Raw genomic sequence first — 19,413 nt, 5'->3', positions numbered from 1 at the left:
CAAGCACCCCTGTCATGTAGGTATTCAAGTGAGATACCCCTTTTTAATGCTGTTTGTTCCATTAATCTAATTTCATGATACATAGCACCAGACAAGATTCCTTTTTCAATGTTCTTATTTATTTCATAATAAAATCCTGCCAATAATTCTAACGGTAATTCATCGTAAAGGGAACTTTTTTTGTTCTCCATAAAGCACCTCCTCATTCTACAATAAAACTAACATACATATTTTGTGAAAAAACATAAGGGATTTTAAGGGGAGCTTTCAAGCTAGGGAAACCCTGAATTTGACCGAATACAGAGTTTTATTGAATTTAATAACATGATTTGATTAATCACTGTTTCCTATTCGGAAGAAGATAGCTGTTGCATAAAATAGGGGATTTCTTCTATGTACTGTTCCGGGTATTGGCCCCACCTACGCCAGATACTATGACGGCCACGCATGCCATCCAACCTATTATCATCATAAAAGAAAGCGCTTACATTGTCAAGAATTTCATTGGAAATACAAGCAAAAACCTCTTGGTATGATAAAAGGTTCAAAGGCTGATAATAATGAAGGGACTAAAATTAACAAAATCAGCAAATCTATTATTTTAATAATATCCAAAAAAGAAAATGTTGTATTTCTCAAAAATGGTTGAGCGCCGTTTAAAGCTTAAAAATTCCCGGAATGTTCGGTATAGCATTGTTACACCCGTTCGTAAAAGGACACTTTAATGAACGGTTCTTTTTTCTATAAATTCACCCTGTTTTACGTTCGTTAAAGTTGAAAAACATTTTACGAACGTGCTTAGTTTTGAACACACTTTTACGAACGATTTTGGCAGAATAAGAGGGAAGAAAGCAGAGTGGAAAAATGGATGTTCGTAAACATAGATTAAAATGAAGGTCGGCAGTTAGAAGCGATAAAAAAATTAGGCGTTGATCCACGTGATATTTTGGACAAATAATGTGAAAAGATTTCAATAGGGCTCAATACCAATTACTAAAACGTGTGGTACTTAAAGGAGATATTCTATACATTTATTCTCTTGATCGTTTTGGTCGGAACAAAGAGGAGATTCTAAAAGAGTGGAATGACATTACAAAAAATATCCAGGCGGATATCGTCGTTTTGGATATGTCATTACTCGATACAACTCAATTTAAAGATAGTCTCGGTACATTCATTGCAGATTTAGTTTTGCAAATTCTTTCCTGGATGGAGGAAGAAGAACGGGATAGGGTCCGGAAACGGCAGCGTGAAGCAATTGATGTGGCTTTGCAAAACGATGTGCCTTTCGGGCGACCGAAAGCTCAAGTAATAGAAGAAACTCGTCAAAAAATTAGCCGGCCATCCCTAGATATTTCGCTTTATTATGGGGGATATCCATCCTGGGTGAAGGAAGCATATACACTTTCAGCCCTCCTTTTAGAATTCGTATGAACATAAAAATAATTAACAAAACAAAAATCAAAAAGTGTCGAATAAAGAAATCTCCAATTTCATGAAGAATCAAAATAAAGAAGAACCGATTGATACAGCATTGGCGGATGCTTTGGAAAAACTGAAATTCGATAAATAAATGGAACTATTTGCATTCCTCTTTCCATGGAAATTGTCACACAGATTATGTACGCCAAATAAGCGCGTGATGTTCGAGAAAATGGAATAGAAATGAAAAAGAGTTGCAGCTTGTTTTACTGAAGCAGCAACTCTTTGTTTTATAAGATGGTATATAGGAAATCCCATACATTTTAACTCATTATTTTAATGGTTGTCCTTCAAATGCGTTAACAATTAAAGGTGAAGAGAGGAATTCTTTAGCTTTACCAACAAACGAGGTAAAGTGCTCACTTGAATTATGGCCTGCAACCGCTAGATGATCTTGCCAAACTTCAACCATTGTAAACTCATTGTCTTTTTCTGTAGCTTTGTGAAGATTGTAAGAAACATTTCCACTTTCCGCTCTTGAAGCTGCGATAAGCGGTTGAATCTCCTCTAGAAATGCATCTTGTTTTGCTGGATTAATATTGAATACGGCATGAATGATAATCATTAAACGTCATCCTCTCATTTGTTAAGCATAATAAACTAAATATATAATTAAAGTAAAAATAACATCTCGGTTGAAATGAATGGATTCTTTACTTCCATTGTGCGACTTTATCAATTGGAAGACGAACTGATTGATGGCCATTATCTGCTGCTTTACCGATTGAAATTAGCATAACTGGTACATACCGATCTTTTTCTAATCCAAAAGCTTCTGCGATCTGGTCTTTTTCATAGCCACCGATTGGATTTGTATCATAGCCATAAGCACGTGCCGCAAGCATCAGTTGCATGGATACAAGACCACCATCGACTAGAACGACCTCTTTCATCTCTTCTCTAGTGATTTTTTCGAAATATCCAGCAAATGAAGCTAATATGTTTTCTTTTACTTCTAAAGGCATAAGCCCTAAATCTACAGCTTTACCGTAGATCTCTTCGGCGTTATCAAAATTGTTCATATCACCAAATACGGCAATTACTGCGGAAGATGTTTCGACTTGATTTTGGTTAAAGCGAGCAAGAGGTGCAAGTGTTGCTTTTCCCTCAGGACTATCAATTACAAGGAAGCGCCATGGTTGCATATTTACTGAAGAAGGAGCAAGTGTCGCTAAGGTAAGTATTTTCTCCATTTCTTCCCTACTGATTTTTACAGATTTGTCGTAATTTTTTATGGAGCGGCGTCCTGTGACAATTTCTTTGAAATCATTTGTTAATTGTGCTGTAGTAGTCATAGTTGATAGTCTCCTCTTTTTAACTTTAGTAGTTTAATTTAAGCAAGTGTTAGACTTGGCTTATATTTTTTTGAATGCGTGTCAGCATATCTGTTAATTCTTGACGTTCTTCTTCTTTAAAATCTTTAAGCATTAAAGTGACAAAACGAGCCTTTTCAGCTTGGTAGAGAATAATCTGTTTGCGACCATAATCTGAAAGACAGACAAGAGTAAATCGATTATCCTCCGGATCTTTGCGTCTTAAAATCATCCCAGTCGCTTCAAGTTGTTTTAAATGCCGGGTAATCGCTGCACTGTCAATGTTAACCTCTTTTTGAAGTGCTGTTTGACTAATTTCATCAACTTGATAAAGCTGATATAAGATATCATGTCTTGATTGACTAATGCCTGTACAACTTTCAAATTTTGAACTTATCTGTTTGTTAAGGCAGTTCATTTTATATAAAATTAATGATTCATTACACCATGAATTCGTCAAGAAACACCCTCTTTTCATACGTTAGACAAAATTGATAGCTCAATAGTTGATAGCTCAATAGTTGATGCATCAATTAATATACTATACCCTAAATAATAAAGCAAGTATTTTAATACTGCAACTTTTGCTTAAATATGATCTAGACCAAAATGTTGCTCTATCTCCTTTTTGATTAGGCAATCTTTTCAAGTAAGCTCAGTAAACCTTTGGAGCTTTTAGCCAAGGTATAAGTAGGATGATCACATTGTTATAAAAACTGCCCTTAAATAAGGTGGAAAAATTCATCTGATAGTCGTAGACCAAGACTATTCTTCGATTTATGTGCCATAATACAGAAAAGGAAGGAGCGAATGCTCCATCCTATTCTGTATTGCTACTTCAATCAATTAAGTTTCATGGAGTACGATGCCTGTAAATGATATTCAAGTTCTTTGTCAGTTATGTGTGTGGAGATTTATTTAAATCTAATGGTGTAAGTGCAATGAATGGGCTCCTATTATCAATAAAATCCAGATAGACACAGAAGGATTAAGTTTAGAACCATACTTTTCACATCTCATCATTCATAAGGAAATACATGGGGATAAAGTATTCGTACCAATAGATTTAAAGAGAATTTGGAAACGTTTATAATGAAAAAAAGCAACCGTATGGATATAAAACGGTTGCTTTTTTATCAACTGTAGCCTAGGAGTTTTATAATAGTCCTCTCGGAATTCCTTCGCAGGGTGCAATACTGATATGTTTTAAAGGCCCAAGTACGGAAGTTCAACATTTGTGGTTGGCTCTATTTACTATGCTCAATATAAGGTTATCAGAAAAGTGAGCTCATTTTAGTTTTCATAATACTGATTAGAGGAAATCAAAAAGCACATGAATTTCATAGGATTCGAGGGATTTCCCATGTAACTTGACCGTTGGGGACAAACTTCAAAACAGTTATACAGATTTTTAGCAAATGGAAATTATTTGTAAATAATATTATGTTTCTGATGTATGAAAAAAGGATAAAAAATTCAATTATTATTAACTGAAAATTCCTAATTCGCACAAAAATAAGTGTATAATATTATAAAACAGTTATCTAAGTTTGTAGTTACTATTTCTTAATAAGGAGGCGATACTCTTAAACATGTAAACTTAAAAAATTAGTAGGGAGCAGAAAAGGAGAAATTTATTAGTCTAGAAAATCAGCTACAGTAGCCAATGCGGGTTTAGGTATTGCGTTAATTAACTAATACATATTTTAATTGAATACAACACGAAATGACTCGCTAAATGGCTGAACAACCCCTGTTGAAAGCGGTTTAATTTTATAACGTTGAACAACCACATCGTTAAAAATATTCTTTATAAAATTTGATAAGGTCCCCCAGCAAGTAACACTACATAAATTTGACCTTCCGAAACTAGTGCTGCAATAGGAGAGCGAATCCCAATAAAATAAACATTGAACGACTTGGTTTGATATATACAAAAAAATCACTATATACATACTGGAGGTTTTAGAATGAAAAAGAAAAAAGCATTATCCGGCCTGATGGCTGTGAGTTTACTAACAGTAATACCGTGGAGTTCTGGACATGCTGAGAAACCTCAATGGACAAATGTGAATACATATGAGGAACAGGACGGAAGTAAGTTTAATAGCGAAAACTATGACTTTGTGAAATTTTCACAAATTGGTTCCAAATTAAAAGAGATTGAAAAACTTTCAAACCGTGTGAAAGTTGAAGTCCGTGGAACATCAGCTGATGGAAACCCACTCTATGTTGTCACGATTGCCGACCCAACAACACAAGGAAAGTTCGGAAAAGTGAAGGCACTTAGAAAGCAAATGTTTAAGAATCCAGGCAAAGCTCAAGAATGGGTTGCCAATAATCCTGACTTTAAAGTTCCAATCATGATTAATGGTTCTATTCATGGGACTGAATTTGTCGGAAGCGATGCAATCCTTCAATTAATTGAACGTTTTGCTACCCAAAATGATGCAACAACCAAAGACGTTTTAGAGAATAATATTCTTATTTTCAATGTCGTACAAAACCCTGATGGACGTATTGATGCCACCCGCTTTAATGGCGAAGGAATTGACATAAATCGTGACTTTATCACCCAATCGCAGCCAGAAACAAAAGAGATGGTTGAGCTCATTAAAGAATGGAACCCGATGGTGTTCCTTGATACTCATGGTTATGTGAAGAATTATCAGCCAAATCTGCAGGGGTTAATTGAGCCTTGTACGCCACCGCATAATCCTAATTACGAGTATGACTTATACGGAAAATGGGCCTATAAACAGGCAGAAGCGATGGAAGCGGAAATAATGAAGGATCATGAGAACTATTCAGGATCCTTGTATCAAAACATGAAAGGTACCTATATTCCGCTGCGCGATGACTCCGCTGGCTGGGATGATTACCCACCAATTTTCACACCGATGTATGCGATGTATCATGGTGCTTACGGTCATACCTTAGAAGCTCCAACAAATGATTGGGACGGCGTACGATGGATGTATAATTCGATTATGGGAGCACTGAAATTTGCAACAGCTAACAAGCAATCCATGATTACTGATCAAATTGAAGTTTTTAAAAGAGGAATTAACTTTGACCATCCTTTTCATAAGGAAGGGTTATTTCCAAAAGCCTACATACTTCCACTAGACCCTAAGGATCCGACTGTTACGAATAAGGCTGTAAATCATTTGATCAATAATGATATTGAAGTTGTTCAAGCTGTGAATGCATTTGAAGCGGATGGAGTGTTATATCCAAAAGGAACTTATCTCGTTGAGATGGACCAGGCGAAAGCCGGATTAGCAAACACGATGCTCTGGGATGGGGAAGACATCACGAACGATACCCCAGCAATGTACGACATTTCCGCATGGAGCTTACCGGAGCTTTGGGGATTCGAGGCAGTAGCCACACAAAATCCTATTAAAGTCAATGCAACGAAAGTAAACCAGATTACAGGTCAAGGCAAGGTTTCAGGAAAAGGACCGTTTATGATTCCGAACAGCTCTGTCCAATCGGTAAATTTAGTAAATAGATTGCTTAAGCAAGGAATACCTATTGTACGTGATGCACAAGGTAACTTCTTTGCAAAAACAGTAGCTAATCAGGTATCAGCAGCGGTGAAAGAATCTGGGTTACAGGTTGGAACTGCCGATGTACCAGCAGATGCAGTGGCTATTACGTCTGTAAAAGTGGCTATATTAAAGGATGGAGGTATGGGTAAACAGAAATCACACGCAGGAACAAAGCTTGCTTTGAAAAGACTAGGTTTTGATGTGACAGAAGTTACGCCAGTCGAAGTGGCTAAAAATCCCCTTAACGGTTTTGATATTTTTGTCTATAGTGGAACGGAAAGTCTCATTTCTACTAACCTTTCCGAAGCTAATAAAGAATTTGGATTACAGAACGCCGGGCAACTTAATGCATTTAAAGACAATGTGACAAGCTTCTTAAATGAAGGAGGCAAATATATAGCTGTAGGTGCTGGTGCATCTAGAGCAACTAAAACACTCGGTCTTACAGACGACATCATTAATGTAGGAGGTTCCAACAGTAATGGTATCGTAAAAGTCGATTATGAGGGAACTGGTTTAACAGCAGGTTATGGAGAAAATGATATCGGATTTGTCTATCGTCCAACATGGTTCACGGCTACTGATAATGATGAAATTGTCGCGACCCTTGCAGATTCAGATAATTTCTTCGTAGCTGGTCACTGGAAAAATAACATAACCGCCAAGGGCCAAGCCGTAATCGTAAAAGAACAGAATAAAGATGTAACTCTTATTGGGTTAGAAGCAGGTTTCCGCGACCACCCGGATTACTTGTTCCGTCTTCTATCTAATGCAATTTTCGAAAAATAGTGGAATTAGCCAAAGCCGGATTCAGCAATGAATTCGGCTTTGGTAATTTAAAAAATGCTGAACGCTTGCTCTGAACTCATTACTTTTAAATTATCTGTTGCAAAAACCCTGAAGGACAATAAGTAGTTTTTTAGCCGATTAAAAATAGTGACTACTCTTATAATTCACAAGCTGGATATGGATTAATTAATCAGGAATCATTATAGATGAAGTTAAATGATTGGATTAGCGAACAAACTAATTAACTTGCAAAGGGGGCTCGTTCTCCTTTTATGTTTTAAACGACGTATCGGCCCTAGGAGGTTTGTTCGGGTGAGTACACCTAAATAATTTTAAAAGGAGTGGGAGATGGTAAACAATTTATCTTTGCGTAAAATATCTATATTCTTTATTTAACAAGGTAAAAGGAATTCAATAAAGGAAATAAAATAATAATAATGGATCAGGTAATACTGCTTAACTTCCTGATTCATTTTTATATTTATGTAGTCTTAGATATGATACGGGGACCTCATTAAATAAACACTCATTTTAAATCTCTCAAGCGGTATAGTATCAGTAGTTAATACCGGTGAAGCTGGATAGCTGTTTCTGACATACTCTACCCATTCCAGGGTCGAGTATGTCTTTTTTCGCTTTGTCTAAGCGTAAACTTTATAGGATATGAGGTCTGATACTTATAGACTGACTACTTTACTTGAAATTGATGTAGCCCGATGGTGAATTTATATTCATTTTGCTTGAGCTAAGTTATGTTTCCCCTAAAATATTAATAATTCTTTTATCTGGAGTCACAGTAGAGGGAGTGCTTTAATCCCTCTTTTTGTATTCAATATATTAATAGGAAGAAATACGGATAGATTTACGTAAACAAATGTAAATACTGTTAAGAAGTTTGTTTGTAAAGTAAGTAATATAGCAATTTTTCCTTATTGGAAAAAATAACTTCATTGTTAAATTATTGTTATTACCTTATAATTTTCTAGAAACATATGAAATGTTATGAATAGGAGAAAAGTATGAAAAAACTGTGGACCATTTTAGTTTCATTTACGTTGTTGATTAGTTTATTCCCGCAATTAGCATCGGCGGCACCAAGCAAGAATTTTGAGAAAGAACTTACAAAGTATTTAAAAGAGGTAAGCATTGTCAGGGGTTTTGAAGTGACGAAGGATGATATTGAAACATCTCTTTCTTTTTACGATGAAAGTATTGAGAACTTTGAATCTATTGGTGATCTAAAAGAAGCCTTGGGCGAAGTTATTAAGGCTGATTTGAGTAATTTAGATGCCATTTATGAAGATTATAATCTAACTAATGAGAGCCTAATTAATCTATTACACGAAAATGGCGAAGAACTAGACGATTATATCTTTATCTGGGACCTCGATGAAACTGTTTATTTCTATACAGAAGAGACAGAAGAGGGCGATTTTGAACGCGATCCGAACTTTGACAAAGAATTAGTCAATTATTTGGCCAAGGTTAGCAAGGAAAGAGGCTTCCAAGTAACCCTAGAAGATATCGAAGCGTCATTGAAACCCTATGATTTTAGCACGGAAGAATTTGAATCTGTCGAAGAGCTTAGCGAATTCCTGGGTGACGTCATAAAGGCAGACCTAAGCAACTTAGATTATTTTAATGAGAATTATGGATTGGATAAACAAGACTTGCTTCAAATGTTAGAAGAAAATGGTGAAGATATTAACGATTATATATACATAGATAATCTTGAAGAAACTGTTTGGAACCTTACTGGCGGCGGGATGGATGGCGAAGTTGCTGAAGATTTTCTTCCGATTTTCGAGCAGGAACTCGGTCTAACGGAAGAGGAATTACAGCGGCTTGAAGACCACTTGATGTCTTTGGAAGACCATCTTTCCAACCCGGAAACAGTCAAGCAACTTGAAGAATTGGGCAACCGCATGATGGCTTTCGAGGAATTTGATGTAGCAACCGAGCTTACAGCTGAACAGATAGCTGAAATGGCCTCAATCTATGAAGAATTACTTTCCATCTTTAAGCTTAATGTTTCCTATTCCCTTGTGAAAAGTGGCTCGGAATCACCTGTATCCCTTTTGGATTTAATGAAATTGGAAGAATTGAAGGGTGCTAACCTGAAAATATCAATTTATAATATTGACGGGAAGTTCTTGGCGGATCTGTTAATAACAGGTGATATGGTCGATTCTGATAATCTTACTAATGCAGGCGGACAAATAAAGGAATCTGCTAAAGAGGTACAAAAGACCATTGAAAAGGCACCAGTTGCTAAACCAGTAAAACAAAAGATCAGTGCCCATACTAATTCAGAACATCAAACCGTAAAAGGTGCTAAACTGCCAAATACGGCTTCCGGTTATTTGCCTAGTGCCCTTTTAGGACTATTTATTGTCTTGTTCGGAAGCTTGATGTATCGAAAAATCAGGAAAGCTTAATATGAAAAAATTAAAGAAAAAGCGGTTACTGCTGCTTTCTTGTACAATTGCCATCATTTTATTTGGGGTTTGGTTTTCCACATCCAATATGTATAAGTTTGCAAAAGGCTACTTTCTTTACAAGACTGATACTCCAAGTAGCCAAGTGAATGAAACTGTACAGAAACCACCAAATGATAAACCAACAATTGATAAAACACCAAGTAATGACACAACAAAGAAAGAGCTATATCCTGTCCGCCCTAAAACGGGTGAAGAAATCGGGGAGCTTTATATACCCAAACTAAAAACAAAACTTCCTATTTTCCATGGCACAAATGAGGATGAATTGGAAAAAGGAGTTGGTCACTTTGCAGGAAGTGTGTTACCTGGTGAAAATGACAATTCCGTACTTTCCGGTCATAGAGATACGGTATTCCGTAAACTCGGGCAAGTGGGCGAAGGAGATTTGTTGATAGTAAGAACATCGGCAGGAGAGTTCACATACAAAGTCAACAAAGTTCGAATTGTGGATGAGGATGATCGAACCGTAATCGTACCAAAGCCACGGGCAACGCTAACCGTCAGTACCTGTTACCCTTTTGATTATATTGGGTCAGCACCTGAACGCTATATCCTTGTCGCGTATTTAACTTCAAAAACAGTAAGTTAATCAAATGTACTAAAAAAAGCGTCCCAATAAGGAAACCTATTGGGACGCTTTTGATTTTATTTCTTTTTAGAAAGAAAAGCGAAGATGATATCACTTTCTCCACTTTTAAACCAATTAGAAAAAACACCGTTCACGGTGTTTTTTCATGGCCAATTTATTTATACTGTTAAACTATTCTTATTGCTCGATTTGCCAGATGAAGCGGATTTTAATATTTTATGATGGTAAATATAAGAGCCGGCTATTAATATATACCCGATAATGAAGATCAGCCATCCACTGGCAGGGTCGCCTACTGAAATGCTTGAATACATAGCCCCCGTCAAATCAAATACAAAACCGGCATAAGCCCATTCCTTGATTCTTGGAAAGCCTGGAATAAGTATTGCCACTACACCTAATAATTTGGCAATCCCAATAAAAGGTAGGAGGTAAGTAGGATAACCTAAATGATTGAATAATGCGACTGCATCGGGAACAGACATTATATCCGGAATAGAACCCAAAACCATCAGGGCCACTAAAAGTCCTGTGAAAATCCAATATATAATTTTTGTTTTTTTCATTTATTCACATTCCCTCCCTTAGATTGACATTTTAATCATATTCCACTTTTCTTTTTTTAATGCATTCTAAAAAAATCTTAATCTTAAACAGTTGTTGCACAATCCTTTAGGAATCGCGCTTGACTGAAGGATAACTTGAAGAAAAGCGAGTTTGCCTGCAGTTATTTCTTGAAAAATATTCATTTGATTTCAGAAATCTGCTCCCTTTCCAATTCTAATAGCAGTGGTGGTACTTCTTATTCTCCGTAGAAGAATGAAAGAAATTATATTCCTCCTTAGGATATAGATGAGGAACTGTGTCTGGAGCCAAATAAAAAGAATCATTATTAATGAAGGTAGAGAGTGATATCCAAATGATGGACTACAACAAATTGTTTTATCTAGAACCTAACTCATTTGAATATCCTTTCTGGATGTAGCGGCGAAAATAAACAAGAGAGGTCTTACTCTAGGTAGAGAAAGACCTCTCTTGTTATGTTAAGAAAGATATTCAGACATCTATCATCTATACTCTGAAATAGATTAGCTAGTAGTGACATTTAAAAAATGTTCGATCACAATTGAAACAGCTCCTAATGCAGGTGCATTTCTTCCTAATGAAGAGGGCAATAGTTCACACATACTTTCCAAATGAGAATTTACCCTAGAAGAAACCTCATTCTTAATGGTATTTAACACAATCGGGTGAGATTCGATAATGTTATTTCTCAAAATAATAGCTTGTGCGTCAAATGTATTGAGAATATTTGTTAAGCCAATACTGACATAGAAGCCAAAGTTCTGGAGTGCATTTAAGACGGCTACATCATTTTTATTTGCACGTTCAACAATTTCTTTTCGTGACATATTCTTTTTGTCATTAGAAAAAGAATCCAGTAATGCTTTTTCTGATGCATATAATTCCCAGCATCCTCGGTTCCCGCAGCTGCATTTGGGACCGTTAAAATCTATCGTCATATGGCCCATTTCTCCAGAAAAGCCATTTACTCCTTTATATAATTCATTATTAATGATAATTCCGACTCCAATTCCAACGTTAATACTGATGTAAATGATGTTTTCATGGTTTTTAGTAACCCCAAACACTTTTTCACCGCATGCGCCTGCATTAGCCTCATTTTCAACAAAAACAGGTACATTGAACTCGCTTTCAATTAAGAGTTGCAAATCTTCAATATCCCAATCCAAGTTGGGCATGAAAATGATTTTTTGATTGCTATCCACAAGACCTGGTACACAAATACCTATTCCCACCAAACCGTAAGGAGAGTCGGGCATATGAATGATAAAATCATGTATAAGTGCAAACAGAATTTCTTTCACTTCACCAGCTGAAGGGCTAGACAAGTCAGAAGCCTTCTCAAGGATAATATTGCCTTCTAAATCGGTTAGAATTCCATTAAGGTAATCAACACCTATATCGATACCTATTGAATAGCCTGCATTTTTATTAAAAACAAGCATCACAGGTCTTCTGCCACCACTAGATTGTCCTGCTCCAATTTCAAAAATAACATTTTTTTCAATTAACTCATTTACTTGGGAAGAAACAGTGGATTTATTTAACCCTGTAATCTCAGAAAGGGCTGCCCTTGAGATTGGTGAGTTTTTTAAAATTTCATTTAAAATCAACTTTTGATTCATTTTCTTTACTAATGCTTGATCTGCTATCGGAATGATAATCGCTCCTTTGTTTTACCATTGAACTAAGTGTTTTTTTTAAAAAATTAAAATTTAGTATGGACATAGTATATTTCTTATTATAACGTTAATTTTCTTAAAAAAACATTGAAATAACTAATTATTTTGTATATCATGAAATAAAGTTAGTTTATTGACACAACAAACTTTCTTGATTGATATTTCTGAAGAAAGTTTTTCACTTTAATTAAAGGGGGAAGTAACACATGATTCAAACTGATACTAATAAAATTAATTATTTTGAAAGCGTAAACAAAGTCTCATATGAGGGAAAAGATTCTAAAAATCCTTTAGCTTTTAAATACTATAACCCAGAAGAAGTAGTAGGCGGTAAAACAATGAAGGAACAACTACGTTTCTCAGTTGCTTACTGGCATACATTCACAGCTGATGGGACAGATCCTTTTGGTGCAGCTACGATGCAAAGATCATGGAATAAATATGATGGAATGGACTTAGCAAAAGCTAGAGTAGAGGCAGCTTTTCAACTTTTCGAAAAATTAGGGGTTCCTTTCTTTGCGTTTCATGACCGAGACATCGCACCTGAAGGAAACACATTGAAAGAAACAAATGAAAATCTTGATGTAATCGTTAGCATGATGAAAGAATATATGAAAACAAGTAACGTAAAGTTATTGTGGAACACAGCTAATATGTTTACAAATCCTCGCTTCGTTCACGGTGCAGCAACTTCTTGTAATGCAGATGTATTTGCTTATGCAGCAGCCCAAGTAAAGAAAGGACTCGAAACGGCAAAAGAGTTAGGAGCAGAAAACTATGTGTTCTGGGGCGGCCGTGAAGGCTATGAAACACTGCTCAATACAAATTTAAAGTTAGAGTTAGATAACTTGGCTAGATTTATGCATATGGCTGTAGATTATGCTAAGGAAATTGAATTTAAAGGTCAATTCTTAATTGAGCCAAAACCAAAGGAACCAACGACGCATCAGTATGACACCGATGCAGCTACGACCATTTCGTTCCTAAGACAATACGGATTAGATAACCATTTTAAATTAAATCTTGAAGCTAACCATGCTACTTTAGCTGGGCATACGTTTGAACATGAATTACGCGTAGCTAGAGTTCAAGGCTTCTTGGGATCAGTGGATGCAAATCAAGGTGATCCTCTTTTAGGATGGGATACCGATGAGTTCCCAACAGATCTATATTCTACAACTTTAGCAATGTATGAGATCCTGCAAAATGGAGGATTAGGCAGTGGAGGGTTAAATTTTGATGCTAAAGTGCGCAGAGGTTCCTTTGAACAAGAAGATTTAGTATATGCCCATGTGGCTGGGATGGATGCGTTCGCTAGAGGTTTAAAAGTGGCTCATAAATTATTGGAAGATCGTGTTTTTGAAAACATCATTGATGAACGCTACAGCAGTTTCAAAAAAGGAATTGGTCTTGAGATTGTTGAAGGAAGGGCCAACTTCCAAACACTAGAGCAGTATGCATTACAAAATCCGAACATTACGAATAATTCAGGAAGACAGGAACGATTAAAAGCCACCTTAAATCAATATATTTTAGAAGTTTAACGGATAAAAGAGAGTAGAAACAAATTCTGCTCTCTTTTATAAAAGTGGAGGAATCAAGATGAAATATATTATAGGAATTGATCTAGGAACGAGCGCTGTCAAAACTGTTTTAGTTAATACAAAAGGTGAGATCTGTGCAGAAGCTTCTAAAAATTACCCTCTTCTGCATGAAAAAACAGGATATAGTGAACAAAATCCAGAGGAGTGGATTCAGCAGACTGCTAGTGCTTTAAATGAGCTAATCTCCAAATCCGATGTAAGACCAGAAGATATAGAAGGAATAAGTTATTCTGGACAAATGCACGGTCTAGTACTGTTGGATAAGAATCATAATCTCTTACGTCATGCTATTTTATGGAACGATACAAGGACGACAGCACAGTGTCATCAGCTATATGAAATGATTGGAGAGAAACGTCTTTTAGAAATAACAAAAAATCAAGCTTTGGAAGGGTTTACACTACCTAAGCTGCTATGGGTTAAAGAGCATGAACCGGAGATATTTGATCAAGCAGCTGTATTTATGCTGCCTAAAGACTATTTACGCTTCAAAATGACTGGCTTAATTCATAGTGAATATTCAGATGCTGCCGGTACATTATTGTTGAACGTGGGCGAGAAAAAATGGAGCGAAGAGCTTTGTAAATTAGTGGGCATTGATATCAGCATTTGCCCATCGTTAGTGGAATCCAGTGAATGTGTCGGAACAATTAATGAAGAATTCTCTCAAAAAACAGGGCTAACATTAGCGACTAAGGTATTTGCAGGTGGAGCTGATAATGCTTGTGGAGCAATTGGAGCTGGTATTCTATCATCAGGAGAAACGTTATGCAGCATCGGTACATCTGGTGTCGTACTTTCTTATGAGGAGCGAAATGATAGGGACTTTGCTGGGAAGGTGCATTATTTCAATCATGGAAAAGAAAATGCTTTTTATACGATGGGAGTTACATTATCTGCTGGCCACAGTTTAAGTTGGTTTAGAGACAATTTTGCTGAAAATGAGTCATTTGAAGAACTACTGGCTGATATAAACAATGTTCCAATTGGTTCAAATGGGCTTCTATTTACTCCATACTTAGTTGGGGAACGAACACCACATGCAGATGCTACTATACGTGGAAGCTTTATAGGAATGGATGCTTCTCATAAAAAGAGGGATTTTACAAGGGCAGTCATTGAAGGAATTACCTTCTCATTAAATGAATCAATAGAAATTATTCGAGAAAATGGAAAAGAAATTACGTCTATTGTATCAATTGGCGGGGGAGCAAAAAACGATAGTTGGCTTCAGATTCAAGCAGACGTTTTTAACACAAAAGTTATAAAACTATCTACTGAGCAAGGACCGGCGCTAGGGGCAGCCATGTTAGCCGCTTATGGTTGTGGGTGGTACAACTCATTAGAAGAATGCGCAGATTTATTCATATCTTCTTCAAAAACGTATCAACCTAAATTAGAAAATGTTCCAGTGTATAAACAACTTTATGCTTTATATAAAGAGGTATATTACCAAACAAAAGACTTAAACAAAAAGCTGAATCAATTTAGCAGAAAGTAACTGGTTGGATTTGAATCATGCATCCCTTTCTTCGAAAAGGAGATTAATATGAAAATAGAAGAGGGAATTTTCGGTGAAATAAATAGAGAATTGGTAAAGTCTTATACAATCATGAACAATCAAAACATAAAAGTAACCTGTATTGATTATGGATGTACGATTACTAGAATTGATGTACCAGACAAAGAAGGGAATATAGAAAATATCGTGTTAGGATTTGATTCTGCAGAAGATTATTTACATTATTCCCCTTATTTTGGTGCAGTAATCGGTCGAGTGGCAGGGAGAGTTAATCCACCAAGCGTTAATATGGAAGGGTTTACATACCTCCTCGCTGAGAATGAAGGGAGAACTCATTTACACGGTGGACCTGAGGGATTCCATAACGTAATCTGGAAATCCTCTACTAGTGAGAGTGTAGATGAGGCTAGTGTGACATTTACTTATATGAGTCCTGATGGAGAAGCTGGTTATCCTGGAAATCTTGAGGTAAGCGTCGTTTACACTCTCACTGAAAATAATGATCTTATAATAACCTATCATGGTATTTCAGATAAAAATACGTTATTAAATTTAACCAATCATACTTACTTTAATCTGAGTGGCAATTTAAAAGAAGATATCTTACAGCATGAATTAACTATGAAAAGTGATAAGTTTTTAGAGCTTGATCAGTCCTTACTGCCTACAGGCAATTTAATAGACGTTGAACATACACCTTTTGATTTTAGAGCGGGAAAGCGAATTATTGAAGGAGTAAATTCCAAACATCAACAAAATGAAATAGTTGGAAATGGGTATGACCATCCATTCTTATTAAGTGAAAATCATCAAAAAGAAATTTGTTTGGTTAATCCTTCTAACGGACGGAAAATGATAGTGGAAACAGATGAGCCATATGTTGTTTTATATACGGGAAATATGTTAGAAGATACTTTTCTAATTAGAGGAATTCCTTGTCAAAAACACCTTGGCTTATGTCTCGAAACTCAACATCCGCCAAATGCCATTCATAATCAGCAATTACCTTCTATTTTATTAGAAAAAAATAAAGAGTATCATTCTAAAACTCGTTTTACGTTTACCGTCGAGTAAAAACCTTTGGTATTCAATGGTCTAATGTTGTTTTAGTGAAATGAAAATCTACAATGGAAGGGAGGATAAAAGCAGTTAGTAGAATGGGTGAGGGAAGAGAGGTCCTTCTTGTTCATTAATTTTGAAAGCGCAACGAAAAGTATGCGCTTTAATATTAAATGGACTTCATTCATAACTGTTTTTAGTAAAACATGAAGCAAAAACGAAACTCATTATATATCTTTTCGATTACATTAGTCGCCGCAATTGGAGGATTACTGTTTGGATATGATACAGCTGTAATTTCTGGAGCAGAAGAATCTTTAAAGGTTTATTTAATCGACAGCTTAGGCTTAGGCCCTTTGGCACATGGCGTCACCGTATCAAGTGCTTTAATAGGATGTATTATCGGAGGATTAATTTCCGGCTATTTTGGATCAAGACTAGGACGTAAAAAATCACTTATACTTGCAGCGATTCTTTTTATAGTATCAGCATTGGGTGCTTCTTATCCTGAATTTTTATTTTTTACAAAAGGTGAACCAACACTTTCTTTATTACTAGCTTTTAACTTTTATCGAATTATAGGGGGGATTGGTGTTGGATTAGCGTCTGCCATTTGTCCAATCTATATAGGGGAAATTGCTCCGGCTGATATTCGCGGCAGATTGGTATCATTTAATCAGTTTATGATTATTTTTGGTATGTTAGTCGTTTACTTTGTAAACTGGGGTATTGCAAATGGTGAAACGTTAGAATGGATAAATGATGTAGGATGGAGGTACATGTTTGCTTCAGGAGCGATACCAGCTTTAATCTTTGCTGTACTTTTGTTATTAGTTCCAGAAACGCCTCGCTATTTGGCAATACAGAATCAAGATCAAAAAGCTTTAGCTATACTTACAAAAATCAATGGATCTTCAGAAGCGAAAGCGATTTTGAGTGATATTAAACAAACGACCACTATCAATATTTCATCCGAAAAATTATTCGCTTATGGAAAATTAGTTATTATTGTAGGTGTACTGCTTTCTGTATTTCAACAATTTGTAGGTATAAATGTAGCCCTATACTACGCACCGCGTATCTTTGAAAGCATGGGAGCAGCTAAAGATTCTTCCATGCTGCAAACCATAATTATGGGATTAGTAAATGTTATCTTTACAGTTATCGCGATTTTAACAGTTGATCGATGGGGAAGAAAACCATTATTAATAGTAGGTTCCATTGGAATGGCAATTGGTATGTTTGGTGTAGCAAGCATGGCCTTTTCTAATATAATTGGAATAGGGACGCTTGTATTTATCATTATTTATACAGCTTCATTTATGATGTCGTGGGGTCCAATCTGCTGGGTGCTAATTTCAGAGATTTTCCCTAATAAAATTCGAGGTCGGGCTGTAGCTATTGCTGTAGCTGCCCAATGGGCGGCTAACTATTTTATTTCTTCTACATATCCTATGATGATGGAATATAGTGGGGGACTAACATACGGTTTCTATGGTTCAATGAGCGTGCTTTCTGCCTTATTTGTTTGGAAAATGGTTCCTGAAACCAAAGGCAAGACTCTTGAACAGATGGAGAATATATGGAGAAGAAATGTTAAAAGTTCAGAAGATAGTCAAATTATTTAAATAGTAAAATTCACTTAAACTGGACAAAAAATATTATATAAAAGGATTCTTATTGTTGGGATAGTAAGTATTGTTATTTCAGGGTCTTTATCGGAGCATGGACAGGTGGACAACAACAAAGAGCAAATTTTCATTCAGAAAAAACAAAAAGTCTAATCTTCAGGACGAAAGTAGCATTAATCCCATGTCTCATAGCTACAATTCCGTTTGGGTATTTCTGGATTAAAATGCTTTGTATAATGATACTTTGCTCTTCAACTAATGGGTCTCTTACCCTAAAAAGAAAGGTTGCTGAGGCAGCCTTTTTTTCTTATGGCACTAACGGGGCAGGATAGTTGCATAAAAAACCAGAATTATTTATGTAATAATTCTTAAAAGGAGAGATGTACAAGTGAATTTAAGACTTGAATTATTTGTTGAAAGTATAGAAAAATCAGTGGGATTTTATAGAGATATACTAGAATTTAATGCACCAAAAGAGATTATACATACTTACGTTCCGGTTAAAAAAGGAAGTGTTACATTAGGGTTGGGGGAAATGAAAAGTTTACCTGAAAACCATCCTCTTAAAGTTTCTAATAATAGTCAACAAACAGGATTAGGGGTTGAAATAGTATTAGAAGTTGAAGATATAAATGGTATTTATAACAAAGTAGTTGAAAAAGGGTACTCTATACAGACTAAGTTAACCAAAAGGTCGTGGGGATTAGAGGATTTTAGATTAATTGACCCAGATGGATATTATTTACGAATTACATCAATGGCAACTATTGAATCCTAACTACCAACTTTTGAATGAACTAACGGTGCGTTAGCTGAATATTGAGCTGTCTTTAAGGTAGCTCTTTCTTTATGCAACTATCGCGGCAGTTTAGTTCATTAGTTAGTATGGTTAGTATGTTAAACAAAAATTTGTGATAGGGTTGATTGGAAGGAGGAATTATTAATGCAGAATACAATTCGTGAATTGTCAGAAAAAGATTTAGAAGAAGTATCAAAGATTTTCACCAATGTTTTTAGCTCCAATCCTTGGAACGAACCTTGGATTTTTCAAACATCTTACAAACGATTGTTAGATATAAGTAAGACCCCTGGCTATATA

Annotated in this window: 14 protein-coding genes and 1 pseudogene; 9 read left to right on the top strand and 6 right to left on the bottom strand. The window is 35.8% G+C overall.

Annotated elements, in window-relative coordinates; all coding sequences use genetic code 11:
• The coding region (locus ACFX4H_RS26625; protein ID WP_377436591.1) for a hypothetical protein at nucleotides 1-191 on the bottom strand (191 nt) is incomplete at its 3' end.
• A gap of 752 nt (nucleotides 192-943) precedes the next feature.
• On the opposite strand from ACFX4H_RS26625, the pseudogene ACFX4H_RS26620 reads away from it, so the two are divergent.
• Nucleotides 944-1,341, top strand: a pseudogene (locus tag ACFX4H_RS26620) (recombinase family protein); the annotation flags it as partial.
• 412 nt (nucleotides 1,342-1,753) lie between these two features.
• On the opposite strand, the gene ACFX4H_RS26615 reads toward ACFX4H_RS26620, so the two are convergent.
• The 3 genes from ACFX4H_RS26615 to ACFX4H_RS26605 form a co-directional block, all read right to left on the bottom strand.
• On the bottom strand, nucleotides 1,754-2,047 hold the full coding sequence (locus tag ACFX4H_RS26615; RefSeq protein ID WP_241637972.1) for a putative quinol monooxygenase: 294 nt from the start codon (nucleotides 2,045-2,047) through the stop codon (nucleotides 1,754-1,756).
• Between the two features lie 88 nt (nucleotides 2,048-2,135).
• A complete protein-coding gene (locus ACFX4H_RS26610) occupies nucleotides 2,136-2,777 on the bottom strand; it encodes a nitroreductase family protein (protein WP_034313212.1) in 642 nt (213 codons plus the stop codon).
• 49 nt (nucleotides 2,778-2,826) lie between these two features.
• Nucleotides 2,827-3,255: a MarR family winged helix-turn-helix transcriptional regulator gene (locus ACFX4H_RS26605; protein WP_063591591.1), complete on the bottom strand. Its 429-nt coding sequence runs from the start codon at nucleotides 3,253-3,255 to the stop codon at nucleotides 2,827-2,829.
• 1,510 nt (nucleotides 3,256-4,765) lie between these two features.
• Between ACFX4H_RS26605 and ACFX4H_RS26600 the strand changes: the two genes are divergently transcribed.
• The 3 genes from ACFX4H_RS26600 (at nucleotide 4,766) to ACFX4H_RS26590 (ending at nucleotide 10,231) form a co-directional block, all read left to right on the top strand.
• Nucleotides 4,766-7,141: a M14 family zinc carboxypeptidase gene (locus ACFX4H_RS26600; RefSeq protein WP_328139003.1), complete on the top strand. Its 2,376-nt coding sequence runs from the start codon at nucleotides 4,766-4,768 to the stop codon at nucleotides 7,139-7,141.
• Nucleotides 7,142-8,160: 1,019 nt separating this feature from the next.
• On the top strand, nucleotides 8,161-9,579 hold the full coding sequence (locus tag ACFX4H_RS26595; protein ID WP_377436589.1) for a processed acidic surface protein: 1,419 nt from the start codon (nucleotides 8,161-8,163) through the stop codon (nucleotides 9,577-9,579).
• Nucleotide 9,580: 1 nt separating this feature from the next.
• Complete coding sequence (locus ACFX4H_RS26590; RefSeq protein ID WP_377436586.1) at nucleotides 9,581-10,231, top strand: class D sortase; 651 nt, start codon at nucleotides 9,581-9,583, stop codon at nucleotides 10,229-10,231.
• Nucleotides 10,232-10,389: 158 nt separating this feature from the next.
• On the opposite strand, the gene ACFX4H_RS26585 is transcribed toward ACFX4H_RS26590, so the two are convergent.
• Nucleotides 10,390-10,797: a DoxX family protein gene (locus ACFX4H_RS26585; RefSeq protein WP_034313197.1), complete on the bottom strand. Its 408-nt coding sequence runs from the start codon at nucleotides 10,795-10,797 to the stop codon at nucleotides 10,390-10,392.
• Between the two features lie 522 nt (nucleotides 10,798-11,319).
• Nucleotides 11,320-12,474: a transcriptional repressor XylR gene (gene xylR / locus ACFX4H_RS26580; RefSeq protein ID WP_034313195.1), complete on the bottom strand. Its 1,155-nt coding sequence runs from the start codon at nucleotides 12,472-12,474 to the stop codon at nucleotides 11,320-11,322.
• Between the two features lie 230 nt (nucleotides 12,475-12,704).
• Between xylR and xylA the strand changes: the two genes are divergently transcribed.
• From xylA to ACFX4H_RS26555, 5 genes are all read left to right on the top strand, one after another.
• A complete protein-coding gene (xylA, locus tag ACFX4H_RS26575; RefSeq protein WP_034313192.1) occupies nucleotides 12,705-14,042 on the top strand; it encodes a xylose isomerase in 1,338 nt (445 codons plus the stop codon).
• Nucleotides 14,043-14,100: 58 nt separating this feature from the next.
• Nucleotides 14,101-15,603, top strand: coding sequence for a xylulokinase (xylB, locus tag ACFX4H_RS26570; RefSeq protein WP_377436583.1), 1,503 nt, complete (start codon nucleotides 14,101-14,103; stop codon nucleotides 15,601-15,603).
• Nucleotides 15,604-15,651: 48 nt separating this feature from the next.
• Nucleotides 15,652-16,698, top strand: coding sequence for an aldose epimerase family protein (locus ACFX4H_RS26565; RefSeq protein WP_328139009.1), 1,047 nt, complete (start codon nucleotides 15,652-15,654; stop codon nucleotides 16,696-16,698).
• Between the two features lie 191 nt (nucleotides 16,699-16,889).
• Nucleotides 16,890-18,311, top strand: coding sequence for a D-xylose transporter XylE (gene xylE / locus ACFX4H_RS26560; protein ID WP_063591585.1), 1,422 nt, complete (start codon nucleotides 16,890-16,892; stop codon nucleotides 18,309-18,311).
• A 391-nt stretch (nucleotides 18,312-18,702) separates the two neighbouring features.
• On the top strand, nucleotides 18,703-19,092 hold the full coding sequence (locus ACFX4H_RS26555; protein ID WP_241637979.1) for a VOC family protein: 390 nt from the start codon (nucleotides 18,703-18,705) through the stop codon (nucleotides 19,090-19,092).
• Nucleotides 19,093-19,413 lie beyond the last annotated feature (321 nt).

Source organism: Peribacillus sp. YIM B13477 (assembly GCF_042787955.1).
Lineage (GTDB): Bacteria > Bacillota > Bacilli > Bacillales > DSM-1321 > Peribacillus > Peribacillus frigoritolerans.
Note: the sequence above shows the minus strand (reverse complement) of the source record. Positions and strands in the feature narration are given on the sequence as shown.